We start from the raw sequence: 22,599 nt of genomic DNA, 5'->3' as shown, positions 1-22,599 counted from the left end.
CTATTATAGGAGCAGGATTTCTTTGCAATGCAGTGCGGGCCTAATTATTAACATTCTTTTTCCGGGCACTATCAAGTCCTTTTGTGCTTGACCTCTCTGCGATTTTTCTCTTGATAGCGTCGCCCACTTGGCCAAATATCTTGGCCAAATCATAGCCCGTCTTTTGATAGGAGTAGCTTCTATTTGGCATTACAACGCGTACATCTACTTCGTATCTCTTTCTCCCTCCTTTGGAATCATGTAGTTTTAGCTTGCATCTAGCTTCCTCGATATGTTGGACTGCATCCAGGTGTCTAATTGTGCTGGCGAATTTGGATTTTACAGACTCGGCTTCAGTCGGATCCTCTGGGAGCCCAATTATGTATCCTTGAACATCCTCTGCAGCCTTTTCTGCAAACAGCGACATTATGTCGCGGTAGGTTATGATGCCTCTCAGATCTCTGTCGTCCGTTACGACAGAGTACGTCGAGTCCGCCTCTAGGATCGTGTCTACCACCGATTGCAATGAATCCTCGAGACTTGATATCACCAAGTTGCTATCTGCGATTCCGGAAACTTTCATATCCAGCCTGTTCAATTTTTCAACTCCCAATGACCTTTTTGCTATCTTTTCCGATGGAAGCATCATGCGTATTATGTGGCCTGAAGTAACAATACCCGATAACTCGCTATTGTTCTTCTTTACAATGGGAAGGTGATCGATTCTACGTCTTTCCATGATGCTCCTTGCAGCGGAAACCTTGTCGTGTTCTGCAAGTACTATTGGCTGCGGAGTCATTATGTCGAGAGCCTTTACGGCGGCTGTTGGAATCGTGCCATCTCTAATGAATTTTTGAATGGTCTTGACTAGGCTCTTTGCAGATATCTGCCCAACTAATTCCCCTTCCTTATTGCCGACTGGAAGAGCTCGCAACCTGTAGTAGCTCATTATTCTAGCTGCGTATCCCACAGTAACTTCAGGTGATAGCATTGGCACTATCTTGCCAAGCAAAGAAGGTCTTGTCGACGTTATGTCTCGAACAGAGAGCAAATCGCGGCAATTTATCTGGGCAATTTTGCCTGCCAATGGAATAAAGACATCGTATGCATTTCTATCTATCATAGCGCCGACTATCTTGGATACCGTGCTATCAGGTTCTACGACAACTGGCGATTCAATCCAATTGTTTACAGGTCTGCGTTGAAGAGATTCAAAAGAGTGATTCAAAGTCATTTCCTTGCTACTCATGCAATCCGCAGTTGATTATGTTGTTACTTATTATGTACGTCTTCTCTGCATTGCACTGCAACCTATTTCTTGAAATATGATGCTGTTTCGCATTTTCCTATGGCTGAACACATTCTTTCTGCAAGGATCCATGAATATCAAAAACCTCTGGTCGTAGAATCTGTTCAGATGCCAAGGCCACGAGGCGAAGGTGTAGTCGTAAAGGTGGGTGGCGCCGGACTGTGCCACAGCGACCTCCATCTGATAAACGGTGAGTGGAGAGATGCAATACCGTTGGCTTTGCCAAAGACACCGGGGCACGAAGTTGCGGGCACAGTAGAAGAGATAGGCGATTCCGTGCCCAAGGGCATTTGTGAAAGAGGGGATCTAGTGGCTGTGTTTGGCGGGTGGGGCTGTGGTTCCTGCCTTGCATGCAAAAGGGGCGACGAGCAGATGTGTCCTGCTGCCAAATGGCCAGGGTTATCGCAATACGACGGCGGGTTCTCGCAATACATTGCGGTTCCTTCCTACAGGTTCTTGATAAAAGTGGAAGATACAAAGTTGAAGGCAGAAGAGATCGCGCCGTTGACAGATGCAGGTTTGACACCGTATCGCGCCATCAGGAAGTTTCGCCATTTGCTTGTACCTGGAACAACCATCGCAGTAGTGGGTATTGGCGGCTTGGGATCCTATGGTATTCAGTATGCCAAGCTACTTGCTCCAAATTCAACGACGATAGCAATCGACAGAAGTGACAAGAAGCTAAGGTTTGCTAAAGACCTTGGTGCCGAGCATGCAATTCGGCTATCCGAGAGCACTAGGAAAGAGGTGATGGAAATAACGCAAGGCAGGGGAGTCGACATTATTATCGACTGTGTAGGCGCAGAAAATACTACTTCAATGTCAGTTAACCTTCTTGCAAAGGGCGGTGCTCTTGCCATAGTGGGACTTTTTGGCTCAAAAGTGCAGTTGCCGTTGATGCCTACTGTGCTAAACGAGTATGAGGTGACCGGCTCGCTATGGGGTAATTACAACGAACTTCGGGAAGTCATAGAGCTGGCAAAGCAAGGCAAGTTAAAGCACATGCTCCAAACATTCCAGCTAGAAGAGGTCAACGATGCAATAGACTTGTTGAGAAATGGCCAGATAACAGGAAGGGCCGTAATAACGCCTAACTGATAAACCCAGAACCTTTCATTACTAGGTCCCAGGGAGTCAGTATCCTGTTGCCTGCAAAAAGGCACGACGTTCCAATGTCGGTAAAGAGATGTGCAACAGAACCTGCAGAGCCCTTTGGATCCACGCATATTCCCTTGGTCGCATCAAGGTCTGTTAGCTTTGAATTGGCAAGCACTTCGAAGCCTGAGCGCGAAACAATCTTTCTCGTCAGAGGTCGGAGTATGTACTCGAGGACCTTTCTATCATTGATGACATAAGGGACATCCTCCCTTAAGAAGACAAGATTCCGCAAGCCCTTTTCCAACATGAATTCAAGTGCATCCAGCACGCTCGCATCATTATCAATAGTCAGCAGAGGAGATGTCAGGTCTTGTATCAAGGCCTTTAGTCTCGTGGCATAAATTATCAAGTCACGGAGAGATAGCGAGGCAGTTACTTCGTTATTTGATGATGCCACCGGCATGAATGCAAACCTAGTATCTTTGAATATCCATAGCGCCTTTGAGAGAAGATCGTTATCCTGCAGCGGGTGCTCAAGAGGCTCCAAAATTGCGGAAGCCTTGCTATCCGTCCACTTTTCCCGTGTTTGTAAGATGTGGTTTGCAAGGGCATACCCGCCTATTCTGCCTGCAAGTTTCTTTTTTTCGTCTAGGACAACCAAGCCATCCACGTAGATCTGGGGCCCTGTTGCAAGAAAGGTAGCGACTTGAAGCATTGAATCAGAAGGACTCACATACAGCAACGGCCGCATAAAAATCCGAGGCGCCGCCTTCCTTATGGTAATATCTTGCATTTTAGAATCCCCTAGTCGGCGACGGCGTACCCCAGTAATTCCAGAATTCTCCTTGCAGATATTGCGCTAATATCAAGCTGTTCTGAAATCTCTTTTATCGACAGCCCGGCCTCGTACATTCTTGCAAGTCGCTTCAAGAGTGCTGGATCAACGTTGATGACTTTTTCGCTGCACATACAATATGTTACGGATAAATCAAAGGAATAAAGTACGGGACTCCAGTGCATGGCAGTGCATGATGAAATAGAGTCGCCATTTTTGACGTGCAAAAAATACTACGCGCGAGTCGGCCGGACGGCGGTTGTGGTTGTGATATCCTATATCACCACTTGTGTGACAAAAAATAGCTACTGCTACCCTTCATGTCTTGCAAGAAATTACTTTGAAGTTTTTCGAGTTATGGTGGCGATGCTGTAGCAGCAACAACAGCAACAACAACAAAAAGAAACGCTACTTCCCTCTAAGTACTAGGTACGCCAACAACCCTGACGCGGCGGCTGCCGCCCCTGCTACTACAGTTACTATGTCAAACTGAGTTAGTATGGCGACTGAGGTTAATAGCCCAAGACCTGCAAGAATGGGAAACCTCCCTATGCTCAAAGGGGAGCGAAAGGGCCTTTCAATACGGGGTCTTTTGTACCGGAGCCATATTAATGCGAAATTAACAATGACATAAACCATGAATATTCCAAAGACCGCAACCTTCGCAATGACGTCTAACCTGCCTGAAGATGCTATTACAACGCCTATAACAAGCGCCATGATCACGATTATGGCGCCTAGCGGCGTCTTGGTCCTCGGATGAACTGACGCCAGAGCCGACGGGATTGCCTTGTCATTTGCCATTCCAAACAGTATCCTGGATCCGGAGACAAGCATCATTAGCACTGTGTTGCTCGTGGCAAAAAGTGCGATTGACGATAGAATGATAATGCCCGACCTGCCAAATGCCTTTTCAGCTGCGAGCGCAAGAGGCGCATTTGTCGACGAAAGAGCCTCCCATCCGACAAGCACAGCAGTTGCCACTGCGACCAGTATGTAAATCCCTGTCGTGATTGCTATAGATGCAATAAGTGCAAGCGGAATTGTTCTGCGAGCGTTCTTGGTTTCCTCTGATATATTTGCCAGGTTTTCAAAGCCAAAGTAAGCAAAGAACGCAAGGCCCGCCGCTCCAGCTATGGCACTTAGCGCTAGTGCAGAGGAGTTCACCGATGGTGGCATCTCGTAAAAGTTCGTTTCAGTAGTAGAGGAAAAGAGCAAGCCTGCACATATGATGATCGCAAGACCTGCAATTTCTATGAGCGTGAATGCTGTATTCATCCACATCGACTCACGAATGCCAATAAAATTCACGCCGGAAAGTACTGCGACAAGCAAAATTGCGGAAATCGACTGTCCAAGGTCTGGAAAGAAAACAGCAAGATAACTGGAAAAGCCGATGGCCACAGCCGCTGCGGACACCACTGCGACGAATACAATGAGCCATCCAGAGACAAACGCTAATGATTTGTTTCCAAAAGCATTCTTGACAAACAGATATTCCGCTGCACTTTTTGGAAAGACCGAAGTCAGCTCAGCATAGCTGAGCCCTGTAAAAGTGGCAATTGCCGCGGCCAAGGCAAATGAAATCCACATTGCGTTGCCCGCGATGCCCGCGACATCTCCTATCAGAACGTATATTCCGGCCCCAAGGATCAAGCCGGAGCCGTACATGATTGCCTGAAAAAGGCTTATGCTCCGCTTCAGGCGCAAGTCGCCAGACTTTCTCAATTCAATCCCTGTCATTTGGTGATCAGGACGGGAATCTTGGAGCCATGCACTATTGCATTTGAAACGCTTCCAAGCAGGAGTTCCTTGACCCCTCCAAGACCTCTGCTTCCTATGACTACTAAGTCTGCATTCATTGCCTTTGCTGCGCTCATTATCGCTTTTGCAGGACTGCCCTTTACTAATAGGGTCTCGGCCTTTATTCCGTGCGATTCGGCTTCGCGTTGCTGTTCCTCGAGAAAAGCCCTCGCATCTCTTCTATAGACTAGAAGAATCTCTGTAGTTAGCTTTTTTCCAAATCCAGGCGTACTTGGAACCTGAAGAACATGCATGATTGTAAGGGAGCCGTTGGAAGCTTTGACTATGTCCATGGCTGACTCTAATGCCCTTTTCGCACAGTCTGAGCCGTCCATAGCAACGAGAACCCTTGAATACAATTCACCTGCCGCCTTGTGGTTGATATATCTCGCTCAGCATGAATTCGGAAAGCCGCTCGTAGATCGGCCTATACTCGATAAGCACGCTGTCACTTACTACGCTCGAGACGAGCGTCTGGCTTTTCAGAATTGCCCGGAAGATGTCCTTGTCCGTGATTATGCCAACCATCTTGCCCTTTTCAACAATAGGCAATCTGCGGATGTTTTTGGACTGCATAGTCTGGAGGGCGTCCTTTAGCGACGTTATGGCATCAGCCGTTATTATGGGCTTTTTCATCACGCTTTTTGCAGATGCTGCAAAGGATGTTTTTGGAGAACCTACGAGCCTGACTATGTCGCGTTCTGTGATTATGCCCGAGGGCGAACCGTTGCTGTCTATGATCACGACACTTCCAATGTCATGTTTGTCCATCATCTCTGCTACCGTTCTTATGGTCTGATCCTCTCCTGCAGTCCTGACCACCTTGGTCATGAAATTCGATACGGAAATGGACTCTATACTCACAGAAAGAACATGGCTATGGGCAATATTTTACGTCTAGGAATCTTGTGCATTGCACTGCATACATCCATGATATATTGTTCCTTTTCAACAATCATTTCATGCAAGCCAATCTTGGGAGGAAGGTCGGGGAACTGGCAAATCCCGATATGTTGGTGATGGAGGAGTCAGCCACAGTGATACAGGCAGCAAAAGCTATGAAGAGGAAGGATTCTACGTGCGTGTTTGTATCTCGAAACGACACGACAAAAGAGCTGATCGGAATTATCACCGAGAGGGACATCCTGTACAAGGTGGTGGCTGAAAGCAAGGGGCCCTTCAAGATAACCTTGAAAGAGGTCATGAGCAAGCCTTTAATTTCTATAGATGAATCGGCAACTGCAATGGAGGCGACCCTCCTAATGAGAAAAGCGGGAATAAGGAGGCTTCCAGTCAGAAGAAGTGGGAAAATAGTCGGGTTTGTAACGTTGTTATCGGTCATTGGCAACAGCCCAAGCAAGAGTGTTGAGACTGGACAGATCGAGACAAGCTCAATACTTACCGGAGTAACTTGCCCGTATTGTGGTTCAGGATTTGAGAGCAAGCAGGATCTCTCCAAGCATGTGGACAGACTTCACATTGGAAGCGGATTGTTGGAAGGTGACCTGAGGCAGATCTGAGCGCATGTATCGCAGCATACTTGTCTCATAGGACGGCTCATAGTTCTCTGTAAGGGCTGCCAAGTACGCGGAATATATTGCCGAGTTATCCGGCGCCAAAATTACGTTTCTGACCGTCACGGGGCTCCCTTGGCTCGTTTACACGTACAATGAGGCAATAAACGAGGCCGCCGAATTTGATACAGAATCGCCTCGCGGGTCCGTTGTAAGATCGTTAGAATCACTTGTTGATAGCTGCAAAAACACACGACGTGAATGCAAAGCTTGTGCATGCTGTTGGCGACCCTGCGGCTTAGATATTGGAGACAGACTGCAAGAAAACAGAAGATTGACTTGATACTTATGGGGAGCGAAGGACTCAAAGCATGTCCAAGCTCAAAGCGCTCGGTAGTGTTGCACGCAAGGTCGCGGAGCTCTCTAGTTGCCCGGTTCTCATAGCGCGTTGAAAAAGCCTTTTTAAGCCGAATTTCACAGCTGGCACTGTATCTACACATGTCTGGAGACTCTGAAGGCATAGAAGCATCTTCCTCATCACAGTCGAGAAAAACTCGAAGCGTCACATTCAGAATTGACTCGTCGGTAATAGATGAACTACAGGGCGAGGCAGACACGCGCGAAATTTCACTCAATGTCCTTGTCAACCAAGTGCTCAAGCGCTATGCAGAGTGGGACAGATATGAGAGCAAGATTGGCATGATGCCTGTACCCAAATTGATGCTCTCGACGCTCATCGACAAGGCAATCTCTTCGGCCAAGGCTGGCGGTATAAAAGAGGTTGAGATCTATAGGGACCAGATAGTGAAAGAGGCGGCGCAGATTGCCTTTAATCTAATGAAGGACTCTGTGCTTTTCATGAAAAAACACTACAACCTCTGGGTGGTCCTCTCTGTCCTGGAAGAGTACATGAAGGTCTCTGGAATAAAGGCCGACCACCGAATAGAGGGGTCAAGCAAGCACGTCTTTGTAGTGCAACACGAGCTTGGCGAGAACTGGTCGCTCTTTACCAAAGAGCTCCTCAACTTGATATTTCAAAACCTTGCAAAGGTAAAGGCCGATATTCACGTCACGCCAAACACCACCGTTGCCGAGGTAGTGCTGAGGTAAGTACTGAATAAACTGCATTGCACTGCAATCCGATAGGTTATCTATCAACAGATCATACTAATGGCAAAGGTGAACACGTGTCATGATGCGTAAAAGCAAGGTCAAAAGGGCCGAGAGCCGCGAGGACATTGTATACAGATATTTCAGGCTAATATCGGACCGAGACTTAGAAGGCCTTCTTGACCTCTTTGATGACGACGCGATAATCTATGAGCCTTTTAGCACGTCCCAGGTGTTGCATGGTCGCTCGTCAATCGAGCCATTTCTCAAGGTGGCCTTGATGGCAAACAGCGACATGCGCCGCAAGATCAAGATATCAAAGGAAGCAGAACCCGGTCAGCCCGACGACCGGTTGACCGCCCTTGTCACTTTCGAGAAAGGTGACAAGACGAAGGCCAGATTTACATTCGGGCTTGAACCGGACGAACAGAGAGGGTGGAAGATAAAGACCCTTCACATCAAGTTCGTAAGATAGAATCAATCAGGGTATTATCATAACTGGCCGGTCTGCGGTCTCTGATACCTTCCTTGCGACGCTGCCCAGTGCACCTATTCCGCTATGAAGCTGCCTGCTTCCCATAATTATCAGGTCTGAATTTGTATCGCGGGCAATCTTGACTATCTCGTCAGCGGGAGAACCGACCCCTAGGATAAAATCGACGCCTATCCCCTCTGCCTTTACCTTTTCCATCTTTTGCTTGAGCATCTGCTCCGAGCCGGACTTTAGGATGCGGATAAGCTCCGTCTTGGCTCCCTCGAGCGACGTCTTGTCGCTTATGAATCCAAGCGTGGCGCTTGGCGGCACGAATCTGCTGTCTACAATATGTACAATGACAATCTCTGCTCTGAGCGCCTTGGCAAACTCCGTCGCCTTGGCCAGTGCTCTGTCGGACATTACAGTCCCATCATGCGGTACAAGAATCCTCGAAACCATGGTTGTAATTTCACGAGGGAGTATATACACACACATACACACACAACATGGCTTTACTGCAATGCACTGCATTCTTGAAGCTTAATTACGACAAGTTGAGACTGGTATACATATGCCCCGTAAAAGAGAGCAGAGGGAGAAGGACTCGCCTGAAATCCAGGTCTTGCCTTATGATGACCTGAATACACGGCAAGAAAAAATCACCGGCGAAACCTTTCCTGACATTGTGCTTGAAATTTGCGATAGTTGCAAGTGGTGTGCAACCTGCATCAATGAAAGAGGCATACAGTTAACTTGCCCGATATGTCAAATGCGGACTTCAATGATCCCGATGGCAGTTGATGAAATGTGCATACTTGAAAGGGATGAAAAACGAGGAATCACGCTCCGCTTTGTAAGAAAACTTCCGCTTCGCTGACTATTCGTACGCATTGACTTTTACTGCCTTTATGCTCTAATGCAAAATCGCCCGCCCTCATGAGCGGAGGCGGGTTCTCGCCTGTAATCCCTTTCATGCATACGATCTTTACTAGACCGTCAACATTTCTAAACGCTATGATGTCTCGGGTCTTTTCTTGCAGGAATCTGAACACCTATCTAACGGCGGCGGTGCTTACCGCTGCAAGAAGGATGGCAAAAGCGGCCAGGCATCATACAACGGCTATGAGCACGAATGCCCCATCACTCATTTTTGGCTTCGATAGCCTGCTCATTGTACGATGTTATGTTCTGCGCGTATTTACAGAACAAGTATACATTGCAATGCACTGCGTACCCGGGTTTCAAATACCAACTGATTGAAGATGACGCATATGACAAAATCTGGCAAACTTGCCAAGAGAAACATACTTGCAAAAAGAAGTGAGATGGATGACATGTTTGACGGATTTAGGAGAGAAATCGCTGCCATGATGAGCGCCTGGCAGGGGCTGAATCTCGGAAATATGCGGATTCCGCTCTGTGACCTGGCAGATAAGGGTGACAGGTACCAGATCCATGTCGAGGTGCCGGGAATAGATAAGGACAAGATTGAAGTCAAGGCGACAGGCAACACAGTCGAGATATCTGGCAAGTCTGAGGAAAAGCGCGGAGGCTACCTTTACAGCGAAAGGTCTGCCAGATCTTTCTACCGCAGGATACCTGTTCCTGAAGAAATTGAACCATCCAAGGTTTCAGCAGACATGAACAATGGTGTATTGACTGTCAGACTCCCAAAGGCGGAAGAAGGTGCGTCCCGACAAGCGATGAAGGTGCCAGTCAAATGACACGCATGCGCCAACCGCATAACTACCACGAGACTCCTGTCCACAATCCAGAAACAAGGTGCGTCAAGTGCAACATCGAGACGCCACATGTGTGCGAGTGGTGCGGAGCATGCCAAGCCTGCCACAAGGGCGCAACCATGGACAGGTATTGAACTATTGTTATTTACAATTCAAGAGCCGCCCTAAGGGAGCGGTATCTGTTGTAATCATCGGCCAGTATCTTGGCCAGCTTTTTGGCAATGTCTGTCGAAGATATCATCCCTACAATAGAGCCGTCGTCCTCCAAGACTGGCAGTCTTTTTATTTTGTTCTTAGTCATGGCTTGGGCTGCAGTATCTATGGAATCATAAGCCTTTACGGTTATCAGAGGCGATGACATGATGTTCTTGGCAGCAATATCCTCCGGTTTTTTGTTATGAACGGAGACTTTCTTGAGGATATCCCTCTCGGTAATAATGCCCGACGGCTTTCCATTTTCAAGAATTATGACGGCGCCCACTTTGTTCTTGACCATCATATCAACAATCTGAAGAACTAATGGTTCAGAGTTGCCGTCGACAGTTATGACTTTTGCACACATTATTTCGCTAACTGCACTCATATCTCAAGTATTAGAATAGCTTCTTCTTAACGAGTATGTTTGCAGAGCAGTGCAACTAGTTTATCATTCGCATGTAGAAAAATAACATTCATGAAAAAGCTTGACATAATTATTCCGCAAGAGCACTTGCCCCAGCTTAATGAACTGCTGCACAAGCATCAGGTCGGAGGGATGTCGTTTTACGATATTAAGGGGAGAGGGCGTGCAAGACAGACTCCTGTGACAGTAGGGAGAGGGGTCATGACGTATGTGCCGGAATTCGGGTTCCGCACCAAGGTCCAAGTGATAGCATCTGATGCCATGAGCAAAGAGATCGTAAAAGACGTTCTCCAGACTTTTGGCACGGGCGCTTCTGCAATAGGCAAGATATTTGTCTACGAAGTGACGGAAGCGTATGACTTGGGCAATGGTGAAAAGGGAGATAGGGCGCTTTAGACTAGCCGCAAAATCCGGGCAGAGCCCAAACTCTTGCAATTTGGACGACAAATCCAATCCTGCGGCAACACTATGTGGAGAGAACCTTATTCGAATAATATTCGAATAACTCATTATGTTTTGCGACAATTAGAAAAGAGCGAATGGCCGGCATTAAACAGCCGAGTTATCATAGACAACCACAAAGTGGAATTTTATCAATGGTCTGTGCGATAGTCCTGAATCCACGGCCACCATAATTTCATCCACGGGTAAGACGCGAACAACGCCGTCAAGATCGTCGGTATGCAGAGATAATCGGCCATCATCATCACGTACCGGTCATATGCGGCACTGCGATTTTCTATTGTTCTTGTTTCGGCAACATCCTTGTTCTGTCTTTCCAATTCAGTTAGTAATCGTTCAAGGACGGCATCCTCTACCGCTTGGGCCATCGGCTTGAAAACAACGCCGTATTTGTTCTCCAAATCTGCAAGCATCTTTTTTCTATTTTCGTCAGAGCGCAATAACGTTGTGTCCATGTCGAGAATTCTTACCGCAGGTTTGTTCTTAATCACCGGGTATGCACCGCCATGCACTGTACTCCTTATAAAAACTCGCGGGATTTTCTATTATAGCGTGGCAGCCTCAATGTTATTTCGCACGGCAATCTTGCATTTAATTTCAGAAGAACCTTCCTTAAGTAACTCAATTGGAATGCCTTCCTTTGTGCTTCCTACTGCGGATAGCGATGATATTTCTTATTGGTATCAGGAACTCGCTGTTATTTCTCTTCGGGGTGTGCCCTGCAATGCACTGCATATTCTTCTTCATTCTCTGTTAAGAAATTGCCTCTCTATACTCTCCATATGACACCTTCATGACACAAGCCGATTCAGCAAGTATCCCACAATGAAGGCTACTGCTGCAGCAATGCCTCCGAGGCCCAGGGTACCGAGGCCGGAGCGACCAAGTGGCTTGCCCAATATTCTTCCTTTCACTGCGCCAATAATGAAAAATGCTACCGCGGTTGAGATGCTGGAAAATACGAACGCATCTTGGGATACTGCTATGGCACCCGTTGCATATATGATGACAAACGGCAAGAGCGGTATGAAGCCTATCGCATTGAAGGCAGTAAATGTTGTGATTGCTGTATCGATTGGTCTTTTTTGATCCTCGATTAGTCCGAGCTCTTCTTTCATCATTGTGTCAAGCCACACCTTTCGCCTAGACGTAATTATGCGTACGATCTCTTCTAGCAGTTCATCCTTGAAACCCTTTTTTGCATAAATGTCGCGGATTTCCTGCTTTTCCTGATCAGCAAGGTGGTCAATCTCCCACTCTTCGTGGTGACGTGCTCGTTCAATGGCCTCCTTTTTGGACTTTGTTGCAAGATAGTTTCCTACTGCCATGGAAAACCCATCTGCGAAGAGATTGGCAAATCCGAGAATGAGCACTATGGCAGGTGAAAGCGATGCACCCACCACACCAGCAACTACGGCAAAGGTAGTGACAGCGCCGTCTGTTGCGCCATAGACAAAATCCTCAAGTGTCCATTTCATGTGTCGCTGCCGTTACCTACAGAGTCTTTGCTATGACTTGTATGTTTTAGTCCTTTTGATATGCCCAATTAGATCTGCAAGTGCATCACATGAAAAGTTCTTAAAATAAGTTCTGGAAGCAAATCATGGCGGCGTCCTAAAGGTGAAGAAAGGTATGATTAAGTGCAATCCAATCGGCATAGATATCGAAATAATGGCATTCATCGGAGAGTATTAATCGCAAACGTGGTCGCTACCATGAATTTCAACCAGATTACCATATTTACCTATCAGAGGTTGAACGGTTCAAGGAAGAAAAGATATTACTTTTACTACTATCTTCACTCCTACATCCATCTGATCAGCAATTTCATCTACCGAGAATCTGCCTCCGTACAGATGGATACCTGCTCCGGCTTCCACTAGTCAGTCCCAAGGTGCGTGAATTTCGGATGTTCACGGTGATCATTAATTTAATACGTGCGAGATTTATCTTTCAGGACTGCATTGCATTACAGATCTGAAAGATCTGTAGGAAAAGATAAAGGATTTAATGATTAATCTATTGCATCACCGGCCAAGCACTTGCTCAACTTGATATTCTTCCACTTGAAGCGAAAGACAGGACTGGAAGCTACTACTACTACTACTACTACTACTTTTACCGAACGAATGCCAAAGAAATCTTAGTGTGTAGCCGACTTTTCTCTATGTTCCCTTCTGTAGGCCACCAGATAGCCCACTCCTCCAGACAGGACTCCAAGTAGTGTGACCAATATCGAAGCTCCTATTGGCTCTACAAAGGGAGCGATAATCTCGTGCACTTGTGCTGGGTTAAAGCCAGATCCCCCGACAGACTGCGGGAGCGCCGCCCCTCCTCCCATATAGCCCACGTACATCATCATTCCTGCTGCTGCAGCGGTTCCGGCATTCATGAGAAGGAGATGCATCCATCCAAGGACTTTTGAGACCTTGGTGCCTAGAAGTTGATAAAACAACGCAGAAACAGCTACCCCAATTACGCCGACAACAATGTAGATTAGATAACCAAATGTAAACCAAGTTCCAGCCCCTCCAGCAGCTATTACCCTTGCCACATCAGGCTTCATGAAAAATGCCGATCCTATCACCAGCATAGCTGTGAGAGCTACGATGGCGGCGCCTTGGACTATCGCAGCTGCAACAAACCTGACCGGCCACGGATTCAGAGATTTGAACACTGACCGTCTCTCCATGTGACAAGTACTTGACGCCGAGATTATTATCGCCTAGGAGTACATCGCATGGCAATGCAATCGTCCATAGTTGTCATAGCAGCATCCAGTGACTGGCACCATCAACAAACAAACAAGCAGGCATGCGCTGCAGTGCACTACAAAGCAATCCTAGTGCTATAATATCATGATCGGGAAATCCATGCATGACCCTAGATCCGAAAAGTCAACCTAACGATGAAGGTCATCAACCAGAAATAGTTTTGGCAAGATGGAGCACAAGATTCTGGGCTTGGCTGGTAGACTTTATAATAGTAAACGTAGGATTGGGGGTTCTGTTTGGCTTACTATCTATGCCAATGTGGCTCTACGGATTTGCAAACCCAAGAATGACGATGATGATGCCGATCTATGGTAATGAATGGTGGTGGAGTAACGGTTTTGGCGGGCCATTTGGGTTTGCAATAAGCAGTTTGGTATTCTTCCTATACTGGACATATATGGAATCCCAGTATGGCGGTCAATCAGTTGGAAAAATGCTTTTGCATATCAAGACTACAAATCTTGAGGGCAAGCAGGCTGACAAAAGAAGCATTGCAATCTCTAGCTTTGGCAAAGTATTTCTGCTGCCTATAGATGTAATTCTCGGCTGGATATTTACAAATGAAAAAAGACAGAGATTGCTCAGCGGGGCTGCAAATACCATAGTGATAAGAGCTGCCGAAGAAGGCGGGGATAGCGCCCAGAATGTCAGATACCTAAAGGAATGATCAAGATATGAAAAGAGGACATGTTGTGCTGGCATCTGGCGCCGTCCTGCTGGTCGCAGGAATAGTCATATCCGCAATATGGGGTGTTTCCTTCGCTGGCTCTTTCCTCCGGGAGAATACAATAGTGGCAAAGACGATTATAGATGCGGGAAAGTCAGTGAATGCAAAAACTGATGTCAATCGTTTGGATGGGCCGATTTCTCTGGCAATAGGCATTGACGGACCGGGACAGCAACAACAAACATTCTCAGACATAAGGCTGAAAGAAACGGTGACAGATCCAAATGGGAAAGTGGTGAACAGCAATGCATTTGGTGGGCCCTTCTTCACCAGTTTTAATCCGCAGGTGGCAGGAGTCTATACCATAACCATTTCAAACATTGGCACCAAGCCAGTCAGCATTAGCGGCGCATTTGGCTACATGTCGTTCGTCGGACCTGATGGTAAACCCAAAATCCATGCTACCGCAGTTGGTGGTGGTAAAGAACGAGAGGGACTTGGCATGATAATTGCAGGTGGAGGGCTGGTCGCGGCAGGAATCATCGCACTCGTCGTAGGAGCAATAATCACGGCTATAGACGGTAGAGCAAACAAGCAGAATCAAAGTGGCGCGACAACAACTAGCGAAAACGGCATCACCTACAGGAAAGATTAGCAAGGTGGAGAAGGGATCAAGCAGTAGTCCTCTTTGACACACTACTATTTGGAAAAACACAGAGAGAATTGCCGGCTCACTTGCAAAGGGTCTGCAAGAGGCAGGGGTTGAAGCAGAGTGCGTGTGTGAACATAAACAATGGAACTCTCCTCACGAAGGGAGTGCATATCAAAAGCGCAATCCTATATGCCCATCCTCGCTACAGCTCTTTTTATCGGCATAAAGTTATCTTGCTCGGCGGGGATGGGCGCAATTCTGAAGCTGTACTATATAATCTTCAGTCATTAAAGAGCAGACTAACAAACGGCAGACGGCAAGTTACCAGAACATGGACGCAATGAAATATCTTTAAAGTAGAATCCTGTTTGTATGACTGTGGAGGAAAAGGCTCAAAAGCAGATAGATTTTGAAGAGTTGACGAAACTTCTAAGGGACTCCCTAATAGTCAGAGTGGTTACGATTCTAGATATTGTCAGCCTTTCAATTCTCGAACTGCTCGAGTACGGCCTGACTAGGCAGGACCTCAACTACGTTCGGGTTAGCGGTGTAATAGAGATAGACAAGGAAACACTACCAAAAGTCCACACTGGATATACCGAAGAATCGCTTGTTGGTGGAGATGTTTATTTCCAGCAATTTCTGAGCAGCAAAGTTAGGCTCACAGCATTGGGACTTTATCTTTTGGATTGCATCAAGGGTTGTCAGACCGAACAGGAAATAATTGAGAAGGCGCAAACGATGTTCGAGTCAGGGACATTTGCACCGCCAGAATCTCCTCACCGGCCAAGCTAATTTTCCTTGCAAATGATCGTTTGGCCATCTTGGACATGACCAGTCCCTGTCTCTGACCTTACATCTGGCGATCTTACATCATTGTTCAGAAGTAGCCATCTTTCTGATATCCTGACGGAACTTCTTCATCAGGCGATTCAATGAAGATTGTATCTCTTTTACGCGATATTCCGCATTCCTCTCAATCTGCTCAATATCCGCAGTATTGTACAAGTGCTTGTAGCCACCCTCTTTCAGATTTACAGTCTGCTTTGTGCAAAAGCCTAGGCCGACCAGCCTCTGAAGTGATCTAAATATAGTGCCTCTATCTCGATCCATGGAATCGGCAAGCTCATCCAAGGTCCTGGGCCTTGCTTCTCTAAGCAATAATGCCAGCAACGCAATGTCAGAAGAAGAGAGGTCGTACACACAAGACAGAAGATCCTTACATGTTGCATTAGCCGATGTTATGACATTAAGCGATGAATTCCGCATCCATGCAGCCTTTGGTGGCATTTCACTATTAAAGATATTGTACCGTGTTGGCAATAACGTAATATTTAATAGGTATTGTCTCTCATATTGCACGGTGAAGACAATACCGTGCAATTTGATAATCTCGACCCTGACTTGAGGATAGGAGAGCTGACCGGAGCCAGCAAGAAAGAGTTCGTAAGAGATGGCAACACCAAAGCGACTATTGATGTCCCTATTACGTTGACTGACTCGAACTTTGAACAAGCTCTGCGAAAATATCCTCTGTTCGTAGTAGACTTTTTTGCTCCAGGGGTTGGACCATGTAGGACGATCGCGCCGACAATAGAACAGATGGCTTCAGAAATGGCAGGCATGGCAGTCTTTGGAATGCTGAACGTAGAGGAGAATCCGAGGATTGCGAATTTGTTTGAAGTACAGAGCATTCCGACTGTCATAATGTTTAGGAACGGAGAATTGGTGGACGGGTTCAGAGGAGTGGCTCCAAAAACACAGATAAAGTCTATGATGACTCGGATCATGAGTCTCTGAGTGATGGTTAAGCTTCCCTTTTCTTCTTGCTCATCATCTATCCTGAGACGCGAATTCAGATTCCTTTGGCCGGGCGAGTTCATAATGGAGGCTAGGACGGGGCTAGCTTTAGCATTTATGGCCTAGCCAATGCGATGCAGTGCATTACACAGTACACTCTCTGCTTATTACCAAAATTTTGCAATGTTTTCATATGACAACAAAACTACTCAATGTGAATGAAGTCAGAGACCAATTTACCAAGTTGAGAGAGACATACCAGCACGTGTTGCCAAAAATTGATCCGGCACTTCTAAATGATCTACTAGAGAGGGAACGGAATTCAGATGAAGGCTTGCCATACACACTGGAGGTTTTCACAAGAGAAGGCGTGGACACAGAAAAGGCAAGAGCATACATCATTGAAAAGACAGGAATGGCTCCTGCAATATTCGATCATGGTACACACTACGTAACTAATCAAAAACTAACGCTTGAGATGCTGAAGGAAATCTCTGACTCTGATGATGTGGTTGAGGTGCATGGCAGTTTCTGTGGTGGCACAGGGATGAAGGGTGCCTACTTTGAGAGGAGGAACTAACTCTCCTTTTTTTGATGCTCCAAAGTGAAAACGATGTTTAGAAACATTGTTGTTCCATACGATGGCTCAAAGCCCGCAGACAAGGCTGTAGAATATTCTGCCAATCTTGCAAAGAGTACAAACAGCGGGATGACCTGTCAGATTATACTCGTGCACATCGTTCCGGAGATTCCAACTACGCCGCTTTTCATTGAACGTCCGATAAGTACCTCAGACGGACGTCATATTCCACTTTCAAAATATGTTGAAAGATTATACGGCGAAATGCAAGCACACGCCAAAGAAATGCTGGAAAGGAAAAAGGAAGAAGTTGAGAGCATCACAGGTTCGAAGGCTGTGGTTAAGATAGCTGTATCGCTGGGTGATTCTGTCGCAGAAAAGATATTAGAGATTGCAAAAACCGAAAAAGCGGACCTGATAATAATAGGAAATGTTGGTCGGGGTGGAATATCAAAGCTAAAGACTCTCGGCAGTGTGTCAAGAGCCGTAAGTGAAAGAGCACTTTGCCCTGTTACCATAGTCCATTAACCTCATGTTCCGTTCTGCTTCCAGCATACGTCCTGTACCGTAACCAATTTCGTAGATCACGTCTTGCATACAAAACTTCAGCCAAAAAACCTTATCAGATTTTGAATTAGTGCGGTTGCATGTATGTCATCCTGCTCTCTTGGAGAGCCACCAAGTCACTTGCTTGTATACAAAGCCTATGCAAAGATCGTCTTTTTCATTACTTAGGGACCAAGTATGCAGTGCATGACAGGGCCTATTCTTTCTAGAAAGAGAATGCACAGTACACACTCTAGTTATATCTTCACTTTGCGTACGAAGGCTATTGAACTATGACAGTGCTTCAGATGAAGAGCTGTCCATCGTCAAAATAGAAAGATTCAGGCCATCCAAACCTAGAACGACGGACAATACAACAATGAAAAGGCTTTTTGCAAGGAGTAGCCACTTTCCTTTATGCCGAGCTTGTGGCAAGTTAATTGGTTTGGGAGACCTGTACTACAATAGTTCCAGGAAAAAGAAGGACAGAAAGTACCATTGGAAGTGTGCAGAAAGAATTAATCTAGTATAGCTAACCGCTAGTGTTTGGAAGGACTAGAGCGGGATGGAGACCCTCTTGCTCGCACCTATCGTCTCCTCAGCCCATGATTGGATGAGTGAAAAAGGCTCCGAAGCGGACAACCAAAGGGTTTACCAGTAGAGCGGACTACAAGCATCAATGATAGCACGGACTGTACCCTTTGTAATGAGGGCAAAAGGATAATGCATTGCGAACAGACAAAGAATTAGAAAATAATCTTTATCACAAGCTCGAACTGCTAGGAGTAAATATCGACTCTGTAGCCCAAATGAATTTAACGTCAGCTCAGTAGGAGGGGGAGAAATTTTATCGCAGGTTGAAACTACAGGGGGATAGATATCCAGGCTGCTACGGCAACGTCCTCTATTAAATAGAGCAGAGCCCTGTCTTTACGTTGAGGCAGTAAGAATTGCCGCCGTTACATCTGAAATAATCAATTTTGTATTACAAACATAATATTATTAAATAGGACTATACTAGAACAAAAATTGTCCTCCGTTCAGTTGCTAGGTCACATCGTCAGAAACAACGACATCGTAAGGAACACAGGCCTATCGTTTGCAATTGCAGGTACAGGGATGCATTTTCTGAATATCGCAAGTGTTACGACACCACAGCTCAGCCATACATGGTCGGCCATTGCGATAGCAGGATTCTTTCTTACATCATTGAGCCAAATGAAAGAAAGCTGGCTTTTGAGGCTGAATAAAACTGTACGTCAAGAAGCGGGTAATCTTATTCATCAGCAAAGAGCAAAAAATGATGATGTAGCGTTGCCATGACGCATCGGCAGCCCTCCTCTCCAAGGCAGGCGCTCTGCATCAAATGAAGCTAATCCTAGCTTTCGTCGATGGGTTAAGAAGTAATCGAGGAATACTGCGAATAGTTACGGCAAACAGTGTCCAACCTCGTACTCTGCATTCGGCAGACAGGTGCTACAGTACTTCTGAACGATCACGCAATCTTCTAGTTGAAATAGTATAATAGTTGTCGCTGTTTTTGAACAAATGCAGCACTATGCGGAGGCTTGCTTGATATTTCGCCGGTTGTATCGGCATTGTTTGGAATGTTTTTGCCACTGCCCTCCCCCAGTCATTTTGTCAAGTATAGAAGGAGATTATGACTCAGTGGACCCGCTCGGCAATGACCGTTAGCCACAGTCTGGATAACTTACCGTCTACTCGCTATAGCATTACGCTGGTCTCCAACTTGCCGCCCACCGCCGTTCCCTCTCGTGAGTACTCGATAGTTGTGTAAAACTGACTGGTTTGAGTGGAATGATATAGGACGCCTAAACTTTGTATGTATATTATATGGCATTGTTACTATCCTGCTCTAATCAGAATAGCAACTTGGCCTGCCCCTCACTAACCGCCCCAAGGGACGGCCTCGCCCTGCATCTGAAGCCCCAACCCGGTTCCAAGGCGCCCCATTCCTATTCTTCAGGTATCTCGTATCCTATTTTCGCTAGACATGGATCGCAGAATCTATTCAAACCGTAATAATTTGGCACCTCCAAAAGTATTTCATTGGTGGCTCTATCATGACAAAGACGACAAGTTGGTTTAAGCAATCTCTCTGATGAAAGCAGTCGCCTTATTGAAAACGGTTTAGACGATGATGATGATGTCATTACTGCACCCCACTGACCACCTTCATCTTTCTGATCTTCTGGATAAGAGAGATAGAGATGCCAATGATTGCCACTTGGAGTACCTTGCTGACAATATCTACTGCACCTATATCATCTTGTAAGCCAACCACTGGCAGGTCCGCAGTACGGGAGACGACATAGAGTACAATTAGGAATGAAGAACCTGCTATCGCCACTATGTATGGCTTGATGCTATATTTCTCTCTGTTTTTCAAAATCCAAATGGTCGCCAATGCATAGCCTGCTGCTGATCCAAGGAACAACGTTAATTCCAGAGTTGCTGCCATTTCTTCTCCTAGCTCCGGGAAATCATCGAATGATGCGATGATGTAGGCTATTGCAGTTGCAGCCATCAATCCTGCAAGGATTGTGGCGAGCATTTTCTTATTGTTCATGAGCACTATGAAGCATTTTTTGATAATAATGAGTGCCGATGATTCCCACGACGTGGGAATGGACGTTTTTCTTAAACTCGATCAGAGGAGAAGTGCTGCCACAACCTCATTATTTTGTCCTCCAGTTTGACTCGCTCTAGCCGATAAGATATCTTGCCGTCCTTGAAGGTAATGACAATCTCGGATATCCAGCTTCTATAGTATGCTTCATCAAGACCTTCCAAGGTCCTTACTATCTTTGTTTTCTTTATTATCTTGAGATCTTCTAGCACCCGTACCTTGCGATAAGCGGTTGACTGCGGCATATTGAGGATGGTAGATATCTGACGGACATTTAGCTCCTTGTCGTACAAGATGGAGATTATCTGTCTATTTTGGTCGTCTGATAATAATGCCAAGATATCTCCAAAAGGAGCCGAGTCTATCATCTCTCAACTTCTTTTTACGGCCAAGATTAGCACTAGAAAGCCGCCTATCTCGACGGCCTCTTCTATAATATCCGCAAAATCCGAGCCTACAAAGGGTGCGATAAGGTCGCCCAAGACGGCATCTCCAAGGACAATGATGGAGAATCCGATGGCAAGCAAAGCCATCGGCGGATATCGTGTCTTTCTAAATGCCTTAGCTGCCAAATAGACAAGAAAGAATCCAACAATCAGGTGGATCGCTAATACTACATAATGAAGCTCCATGATTGGATTGTCGTTGCTATCTAAATCTAGGACATAAGCTTAACCACCATTCCCACGGGCAAAGAATGAAAGTACGTGGCAACTCCCATGGATAAGAGCTCTTCCTTGCCTCACGATATTTCTTTTCGCAGCCTTTTACTTTCGATTGCCAAGATAGCAAAGCTGAGTGCTATGAATGCGAACTGGACGATCTCAGTTGAAATATCAATTGGACCGACACGTGATGCCCGTTGAGTAATAGGATTGCCTTGCATTCGAGTTATTGCCCACAATGCAATAAAGACAACAGTTCCTGCAATTCCTACAGCGTACCACGGTCTTCCCCATCGCTTCAGAATAGGAACAGTCCAGAATACCTGAGCAATTCCTCCTATCAAAAATAGTGTAATGGTGTTTGTATAGATGTTATGCGAAATGGCATTAACAACTAGAGCTAGATGAAGCAGCCCTGCTAAACCAGTTGTTGCGGCCGCTCCTAGATAAAAGAGACCATATCTCCTCCCTCCGGCTTGCCCATTCATCTTGAAGACTACAGAGTTTCGCAAGAATCGACCTTAAGGATTGCGAAGAAATGTCACCTTGAAAATCTTGGGGAATAAGTTCGTGGATATTGGCATAGAAGGATGAATGGAAATAAATCAGATAGATGTAAGAAAAAGAAAAAAACTAGAAACGGACCTACCTACATCGTACGGATGGCTGCCTAGTACCTATCTTGCTGAGCTTTAGATGCCGTCTCCGTCTGGGTCGCCTTGGTCCATGTCGCCTCCACCGCTGCTGCTTGTCTGGTTTCCGGTCGCTGTCGCGTTGCCGCCGGTTTGATTCCCAGACGTTGTTACGTTATTACCTTGCGCAAATGCGCTATGAACGCCACTGATATGCAGTGGTCCAGCCATTATGGTGAAAACGGCCATCGTTGCCAGAACAGACATCAATAACAGCGAGCTTGGTGTCAAGATCATACGTATCCTTCTTGGTGTCAGAGTCATCAAAGTCTTAGGATCTCAAAATATTATTAAAGACTATATCTCAAGACAACAGCGTTGCGGCTATGCAAAGCCATCGTGTAGCGCTGTAGCAGCATTAGTTGTTAGAAGAGAACCTCCTTACAGTAGTCAGGCTTTTTGCCATTTCACCTTTGATCGCATAAAATCTTGCAGGGTTGTCTTGCTTTGCAATGCAAAGCAGACTATCCCATTAACTACTCGTGTTGCGCACTTGCTGATGAACAAGGGGAAGAAATATTGAGAATGACAACTATTGGGCAGAAGATAGCAGGTCAAACTGGCTCGTCGAAACTTACGGTTTATCCACGGCAGGTCGATACGCAGTTGCCAGCTATGCGGCGA

Annotated in this window: 30 protein-coding genes; 13 read left to right on the top strand and 17 right to left on the bottom strand. The window is 46.1% G+C overall.

Going from position 1 to position 22,599, the window contains the following annotated elements:
• Positions 1-40 precede the first annotated feature (40 nt).
• Positions 41-1,228 (bottom strand): CBS domain-containing protein, encoded by a 1,188-nt coding sequence (locus ACYOR7_RS00525; protein ID WP_479912817.1) that lies wholly within the window; start codon positions 1,226-1,228, stop codon positions 41-43.
• 69 nt (positions 1,229-1,297) lie between these two features.
• Between ACYOR7_RS00525 and ACYOR7_RS00520 the strand changes: the two genes are divergently transcribed.
• Positions 1,298-2,386: an NAD(P)-dependent alcohol dehydrogenase gene (locus tag ACYOR7_RS00520; RefSeq protein ID WP_479912816.1), complete on the top strand. Its 1,089-nt coding sequence runs from the start codon at positions 1,298-1,300 to the stop codon at positions 2,384-2,386.
• Here ACYOR7_RS00520 and ACYOR7_RS00515 read toward each other — a convergent pair.
• The 5 genes from ACYOR7_RS00515 to ACYOR7_RS00495 form a co-directional block, all read right to left on the bottom strand.
• Positions 2,379-3,179 carry a CBS domain-containing protein gene (locus ACYOR7_RS00515; protein ID WP_479912815.1) on the bottom strand — a complete coding sequence of 267 codons (801 nt, stop codon included), beginning with the start codon at positions 3,177-3,179 and terminating at the stop codon, positions 2,379-2,381. The two genes, ACYOR7_RS00520 and ACYOR7_RS00515, sit on opposite strands and share 8 nt — an antisense overlap.
• An 11-nt stretch (positions 3,180-3,190) precedes the next feature.
• On the bottom strand, positions 3,191-3,355 hold the full coding sequence (locus ACYOR7_RS00510) for an ECF-type sigma factor (protein ID WP_294807123.1): 165 nt from the start codon (positions 3,353-3,355) through the stop codon (positions 3,191-3,193).
• Between the two features lie 274 nt (positions 3,356-3,629).
• Positions 3,630-4,949: an APC family permease gene (locus tag ACYOR7_RS00505; protein ID WP_479912814.1), complete on the bottom strand. Its 1,320-nt coding sequence runs from the start codon at positions 4,947-4,949 to the stop codon at positions 3,630-3,632.
• Positions 4,950-4,960: 11 nt separating this feature from the next.
• Positions 4,961-5,383 (bottom strand): universal stress protein, encoded by a 423-nt coding sequence (locus tag ACYOR7_RS00500; protein ID WP_294807117.1) that lies wholly within the window; start codon positions 5,381-5,383, stop codon positions 4,961-4,963.
• A gap of 1 nt (position 5,384) precedes the next feature.
• Positions 5,385-5,888 (bottom strand): CBS domain-containing protein, encoded by a 504-nt coding sequence (locus ACYOR7_RS00495; RefSeq protein ID WP_294807114.1) that lies wholly within the window; start codon positions 5,886-5,888, stop codon positions 5,385-5,387.
• Positions 5,889-5,986: 98 nt separating this feature from the next.
• Between ACYOR7_RS00495 and ACYOR7_RS00490 the strand changes: the two genes are divergently transcribed.
• From ACYOR7_RS00490 to ACYOR7_RS00480, 3 genes are all read left to right on the top strand, one after another.
• On the top strand, positions 5,987-6,544 hold the full coding sequence (locus tag ACYOR7_RS00490; protein ID WP_294807111.1) for a CBS domain-containing protein: 558 nt from the start codon (positions 5,987-5,989) through the stop codon (positions 6,542-6,544).
• A gap of 492 nt (positions 6,545-7,036) precedes the next feature.
• A complete protein-coding gene (locus ACYOR7_RS00485; RefSeq protein WP_294807109.1) occupies positions 7,037-7,648 on the top strand; it encodes a hypothetical protein in 612 nt (203 codons plus the stop codon).
• Positions 7,649-7,730: 82 nt separating this feature from the next.
• Positions 7,731-8,123 (top strand): nuclear transport factor 2 family protein, encoded by a 393-nt coding sequence (locus ACYOR7_RS00480; protein WP_294807107.1) that lies wholly within the window; start codon positions 7,731-7,733, stop codon positions 8,121-8,123.
• A 6-nt stretch (positions 8,124-8,129) separates the two neighbouring features.
• Here the strand turns inward: ACYOR7_RS00480 and ACYOR7_RS00475 are convergent, their stop codons facing one another.
• Positions 8,130-8,582: a universal stress protein gene (locus tag ACYOR7_RS00475; protein WP_294807105.1), complete on the bottom strand. Its 453-nt coding sequence runs from the start codon at positions 8,580-8,582 to the stop codon at positions 8,130-8,132.
• Positions 8,583-9,394: 812 nt separating this feature from the next.
• On the opposite strand from ACYOR7_RS00475, the gene ACYOR7_RS00470 reads away from it, so the two are divergent.
• On the top strand, positions 9,395-9,847 hold the full coding sequence (locus ACYOR7_RS00470) for an Hsp20/alpha crystallin family protein (protein ID WP_479912813.1): 453 nt from the start codon (positions 9,395-9,397) through the stop codon (positions 9,845-9,847).
• A 163-nt stretch (positions 9,848-10,010) separates the two neighbouring features.
• Here ACYOR7_RS00470 and ACYOR7_RS00465 read toward each other — a convergent pair whose 3' ends face one another.
• Entirely contained in the window at positions 10,011-10,448 is a 438-nt protein-coding gene (locus ACYOR7_RS00465; RefSeq protein ID WP_294807100.1) for a CBS domain-containing protein, read from the bottom strand.
• A gap of 90 nt (positions 10,449-10,538) precedes the next feature.
• Here ACYOR7_RS00465 and ACYOR7_RS00460 point away from each other — a divergent pair, with 90 nt between their 5' ends.
• Positions 10,539-10,883 carry a P-II family nitrogen regulator gene (locus tag ACYOR7_RS00460; RefSeq protein ID WP_294807097.1) on the top strand — a complete coding sequence of 115 codons (345 nt, stop codon included), beginning with the start codon at positions 10,539-10,541 and terminating at the stop codon, positions 10,881-10,883.
• Positions 10,884-11,080: 197 nt separating this feature from the next.
• Here the strand turns inward: ACYOR7_RS00460 and ACYOR7_RS00455 are convergent, their stop codons facing one another.
• The 3 genes from ACYOR7_RS00455 to ACYOR7_RS00445 form a co-directional block, all read right to left on the bottom strand.
• Positions 11,081-11,461 carry a hypothetical protein gene (locus ACYOR7_RS00455; RefSeq protein WP_479912812.1) on the bottom strand — a complete coding sequence of 127 codons (381 nt, stop codon included), beginning with the start codon at positions 11,459-11,461 and terminating at the stop codon, positions 11,081-11,083.
• Positions 11,462-11,740: 279 nt separating this feature from the next.
• The gene (locus tag ACYOR7_RS00450) at positions 11,741-12,427 is read right to left on the bottom strand and encodes a VIT1/CCC1 transporter family protein (RefSeq protein ID WP_479912811.1); all 687 of its coding nucleotides are present in this window, start codon (positions 12,425-12,427) and stop codon (positions 11,741-11,743) included.
• 665 nt (positions 12,428-13,092) lie between these two features.
• Positions 13,093-13,641, bottom strand: a complete 549-nt coding sequence (locus ACYOR7_RS00445) for a hypothetical protein (RefSeq protein ID WP_479912810.1) — start codon at positions 13,639-13,641, stop codon at positions 13,093-13,095.
• 185 nt (positions 13,642-13,826) lie between these two features.
• Between ACYOR7_RS00445 and ACYOR7_RS00440 the strand changes: the two genes are divergently transcribed.
• The 3 genes from ACYOR7_RS00440 to ACYOR7_RS00430 all read left to right on the top strand — a co-directional run bounded on the left by ACYOR7_RS00440 (position 13,827) and on the right by ACYOR7_RS00430 (position 15,837).
• A complete protein-coding gene (locus ACYOR7_RS00440) occupies positions 13,827-14,390 on the top strand; it encodes an RDD family protein (protein WP_479912809.1) in 564 nt (187 codons plus the stop codon).
• A gap of 25 nt (positions 14,391-14,415) precedes the next feature.
• Positions 14,416-15,045 carry a hypothetical protein gene (locus ACYOR7_RS00435; RefSeq protein WP_479912808.1) on the top strand — a complete coding sequence of 210 codons (630 nt, stop codon included), beginning with the start codon at positions 14,416-14,418 and terminating at the stop codon, positions 15,043-15,045.
• 369 nt (positions 15,046-15,414) lie between these two features.
• The gene (locus tag ACYOR7_RS00430) at positions 15,415-15,837 is read left to right on the top strand and encodes a hypothetical protein (RefSeq protein WP_479912807.1); all 423 of its coding nucleotides are present in this window, start codon (positions 15,415-15,417) and stop codon (positions 15,835-15,837) included.
• Between the two features lie 78 nt (positions 15,838-15,915).
• On the opposite strand, the gene ACYOR7_RS00425 is transcribed toward ACYOR7_RS00430, so the two are convergent.
• On the bottom strand, positions 15,916-16,332 hold the full coding sequence (locus tag ACYOR7_RS00425) for a helix-turn-helix domain-containing protein (protein ID WP_479912806.1): 417 nt from the start codon (positions 16,330-16,332) through the stop codon (positions 15,916-15,918).
• A gap of 66 nt (positions 16,333-16,398) precedes the next feature.
• Here ACYOR7_RS00425 and ACYOR7_RS00420 point away from each other — a divergent pair, with 66 nt between their 5' ends.
• The 4 genes from ACYOR7_RS00420 to ACYOR7_RS00405 all read left to right on the top strand — a co-directional run bounded on the left by ACYOR7_RS00420 (position 16,399) and on the right by ACYOR7_RS00405 (position 19,291).
• A complete protein-coding gene (locus tag ACYOR7_RS00420) occupies positions 16,399-16,842 on the top strand; it encodes a thioredoxin family protein (protein ID WP_479912805.1) in 444 nt (147 codons plus the stop codon).
• Positions 16,843-17,035: 193 nt separating this feature from the next.
• Complete coding sequence (locus ACYOR7_RS00415) at positions 17,036-17,422, top strand: hypothetical protein (RefSeq protein WP_479912804.1); 387 nt, start codon at positions 17,036-17,038, stop codon at positions 17,420-17,422.
• 33 nt (positions 17,423-17,455) lie between these two features.
• Positions 17,456-17,950 carry a universal stress protein gene (locus ACYOR7_RS00410; protein ID WP_479914435.1) on the top strand — a complete coding sequence of 165 codons (495 nt, stop codon included), beginning with the start codon at positions 17,456-17,458 and terminating at the stop codon, positions 17,948-17,950.
• 1,047 nt (positions 17,951-18,997) lie between these two features.
• Positions 18,998-19,291, top strand: a complete 294-nt coding sequence (locus tag ACYOR7_RS00405) for a hypothetical protein (protein WP_479912803.1) — start codon at positions 18,998-19,000, stop codon at positions 19,289-19,291.
• Between the two features lie 850 nt (positions 19,292-20,141).
• On the opposite strand, the gene ACYOR7_RS00400 is transcribed toward ACYOR7_RS00405, so the two are convergent.
• From ACYOR7_RS00400 to ACYOR7_RS00380, 5 genes are all read right to left on the bottom strand, one after another.
• On the bottom strand, positions 20,142-20,558 hold the full coding sequence (locus tag ACYOR7_RS00400) for a hypothetical protein (RefSeq protein ID WP_479912802.1): 417 nt from the start codon (positions 20,556-20,558) through the stop codon (positions 20,142-20,144).
• 71 nt (positions 20,559-20,629) lie between these two features.
• Positions 20,630-20,986 (bottom strand): ArsR family transcriptional regulator, encoded by a 357-nt coding sequence (locus ACYOR7_RS00395; protein WP_479912801.1) that lies wholly within the window; start codon positions 20,984-20,986, stop codon positions 20,630-20,632.
• A gap of 3 nt (positions 20,987-20,989) precedes the next feature.
• Positions 20,990-21,250 carry a DUF7521 family protein gene (locus ACYOR7_RS00390; RefSeq protein WP_479912800.1) on the bottom strand — a complete coding sequence of 87 codons (261 nt, stop codon included), beginning with the start codon at positions 21,248-21,250 and terminating at the stop codon, positions 20,990-20,992.
• Between the two features lie 110 nt (positions 21,251-21,360).
• Positions 21,361-21,771 carry a hypothetical protein gene (locus ACYOR7_RS00385; RefSeq protein ID WP_479912799.1) on the bottom strand — a complete coding sequence of 137 codons (411 nt, stop codon included), beginning with the start codon at positions 21,769-21,771 and terminating at the stop codon, positions 21,361-21,363.
• Between the two features lie 204 nt (positions 21,772-21,975).
• A complete protein-coding gene (locus ACYOR7_RS00380) occupies positions 21,976-22,206 on the bottom strand; it encodes a hypothetical protein (RefSeq protein WP_479912798.1) in 231 nt (76 codons plus the stop codon).
• Between the last annotated feature and the right edge of the window lie 393 nt (positions 22,207-22,599).

It is taken from the genome of Candidatus Nitrososphaera sp. 86-2, from assembly GCF_056726185.1.
Note: the sequence above shows the minus strand (reverse complement) of the source record. Positions and strands in the feature narration are given on the sequence as shown.

Excerpts from the sequence above, each read along its gene's own strand:
- ACYOR7_RS00445 (WP_479912810.1), bottom strand. The coding sequence starts at position 13,641 with ATGGAGAGACGGTCAGTGTTCAAATCTCTGAATCCGTGGCCGGTCAGG.
- ACYOR7_RS00525 (WP_479912817.1), bottom strand. The coding sequence starts at position 1,228 with ATGAGTAGCAAGGAAATGACTTTGAATCACTCTTTTGAATCTCTTCAA.
- ACYOR7_RS00395 (WP_479912801.1), bottom strand. The coding sequence starts at position 20,986 with ATGATAGACTCGGCTCCTTTTGGAGATATCTTGGCATTATTATCAGAC.
- ACYOR7_RS00480 (WP_294807107.1), top strand. The coding sequence starts at position 7,731 with ATGATGCGTAAAAGCAAGGTCAAAAGGGCCGAGAGCCGCGAGGACATT.
- ACYOR7_RS00400 (WP_479912802.1), bottom strand. The coding sequence starts at position 20,558 with ATGAACAATAAGAAAATGCTCGCCACAATCCTTGCAGGATTGATGGCT.
- ACYOR7_RS00450 (WP_479912811.1), bottom strand. The coding sequence starts at position 12,427 with ATGAAATGGACACTTGAGGATTTTGTCTATGGCGCAACAGACGGCGCT.
- ACYOR7_RS00415 (WP_479912804.1), top strand. The coding sequence starts at position 17,036 with ATGACAACAAAACTACTCAATGTGAATGAAGTCAGAGACCAATTTACC.
- ACYOR7_RS00440 (WP_479912809.1), top strand. The coding sequence starts at position 13,827 with ATGACCCTAGATCCGAAAAGTCAACCTAACGATGAAGGTCATCAACCA.
- ACYOR7_RS00425 (WP_479912806.1), bottom strand. The coding sequence starts at position 16,332 with ATGCCACCAAAGGCTGCATGGATGCGGAATTCATCGCTTAATGTCATA.
- ACYOR7_RS00465 (WP_294807100.1), bottom strand. The coding sequence starts at position 10,448 with ATGAGTGCAGTTAGCGAAATAATGTGTGCAAAAGTCATAACTGTCGAC.
- ACYOR7_RS00410 (WP_479914435.1), top strand. The coding sequence starts at position 17,456 with ATGTTTAGAAACATTGTTGTTCCATACGATGGCTCAAAGCCCGCAGAC.
- ACYOR7_RS00515 (WP_479912815.1), bottom strand. The coding sequence starts at position 3,179 with ATGCAAGATATTACCATAAGGAAGGCGGCGCCTCGGATTTTTATGCGG.
- ACYOR7_RS00475 (WP_294807105.1), bottom strand. The coding sequence starts at position 8,582 with ATGGTTTCGAGGATTCTTGTACCGCATGATGGGACTGTAATGTCCGAC.
- ACYOR7_RS00490 (WP_294807111.1), top strand. The coding sequence starts at position 5,987 with ATGCAAGCCAATCTTGGGAGGAAGGTCGGGGAACTGGCAAATCCCGAT.
- ACYOR7_RS00430 (WP_479912807.1), top strand. The coding sequence starts at position 15,415 with ATGACTGTGGAGGAAAAGGCTCAAAAGCAGATAGATTTTGAAGAGTTG.
- ACYOR7_RS00390 (WP_479912800.1), bottom strand. The coding sequence starts at position 21,250 with ATGGAGCTTCATTATGTAGTATTAGCGATCCACCTGATTGTTGGATTC.
- ACYOR7_RS00510 (WP_294807123.1), bottom strand. The coding sequence starts at position 3,355 with ATGTGCAGCGAAAAAGTCATCAACGTTGATCCAGCACTCTTGAAGCGA.
- ACYOR7_RS00470 (WP_479912813.1), top strand. The coding sequence starts at position 9,395 with ATGACAAAATCTGGCAAACTTGCCAAGAGAAACATACTTGCAAAAAGA.
- ACYOR7_RS00485 (WP_294807109.1), top strand. The coding sequence starts at position 7,037 with ATGTCTGGAGACTCTGAAGGCATAGAAGCATCTTCCTCATCACAGTCG.
- ACYOR7_RS00385 (WP_479912799.1), bottom strand. The coding sequence starts at position 21,771 with ATGAATGGGCAAGCCGGAGGGAGGAGATATGGTCTCTTTTATCTAGGA.
- ACYOR7_RS00460 (WP_294807097.1), top strand. The coding sequence starts at position 10,539 with ATGAAAAAGCTTGACATAATTATTCCGCAAGAGCACTTGCCCCAGCTT.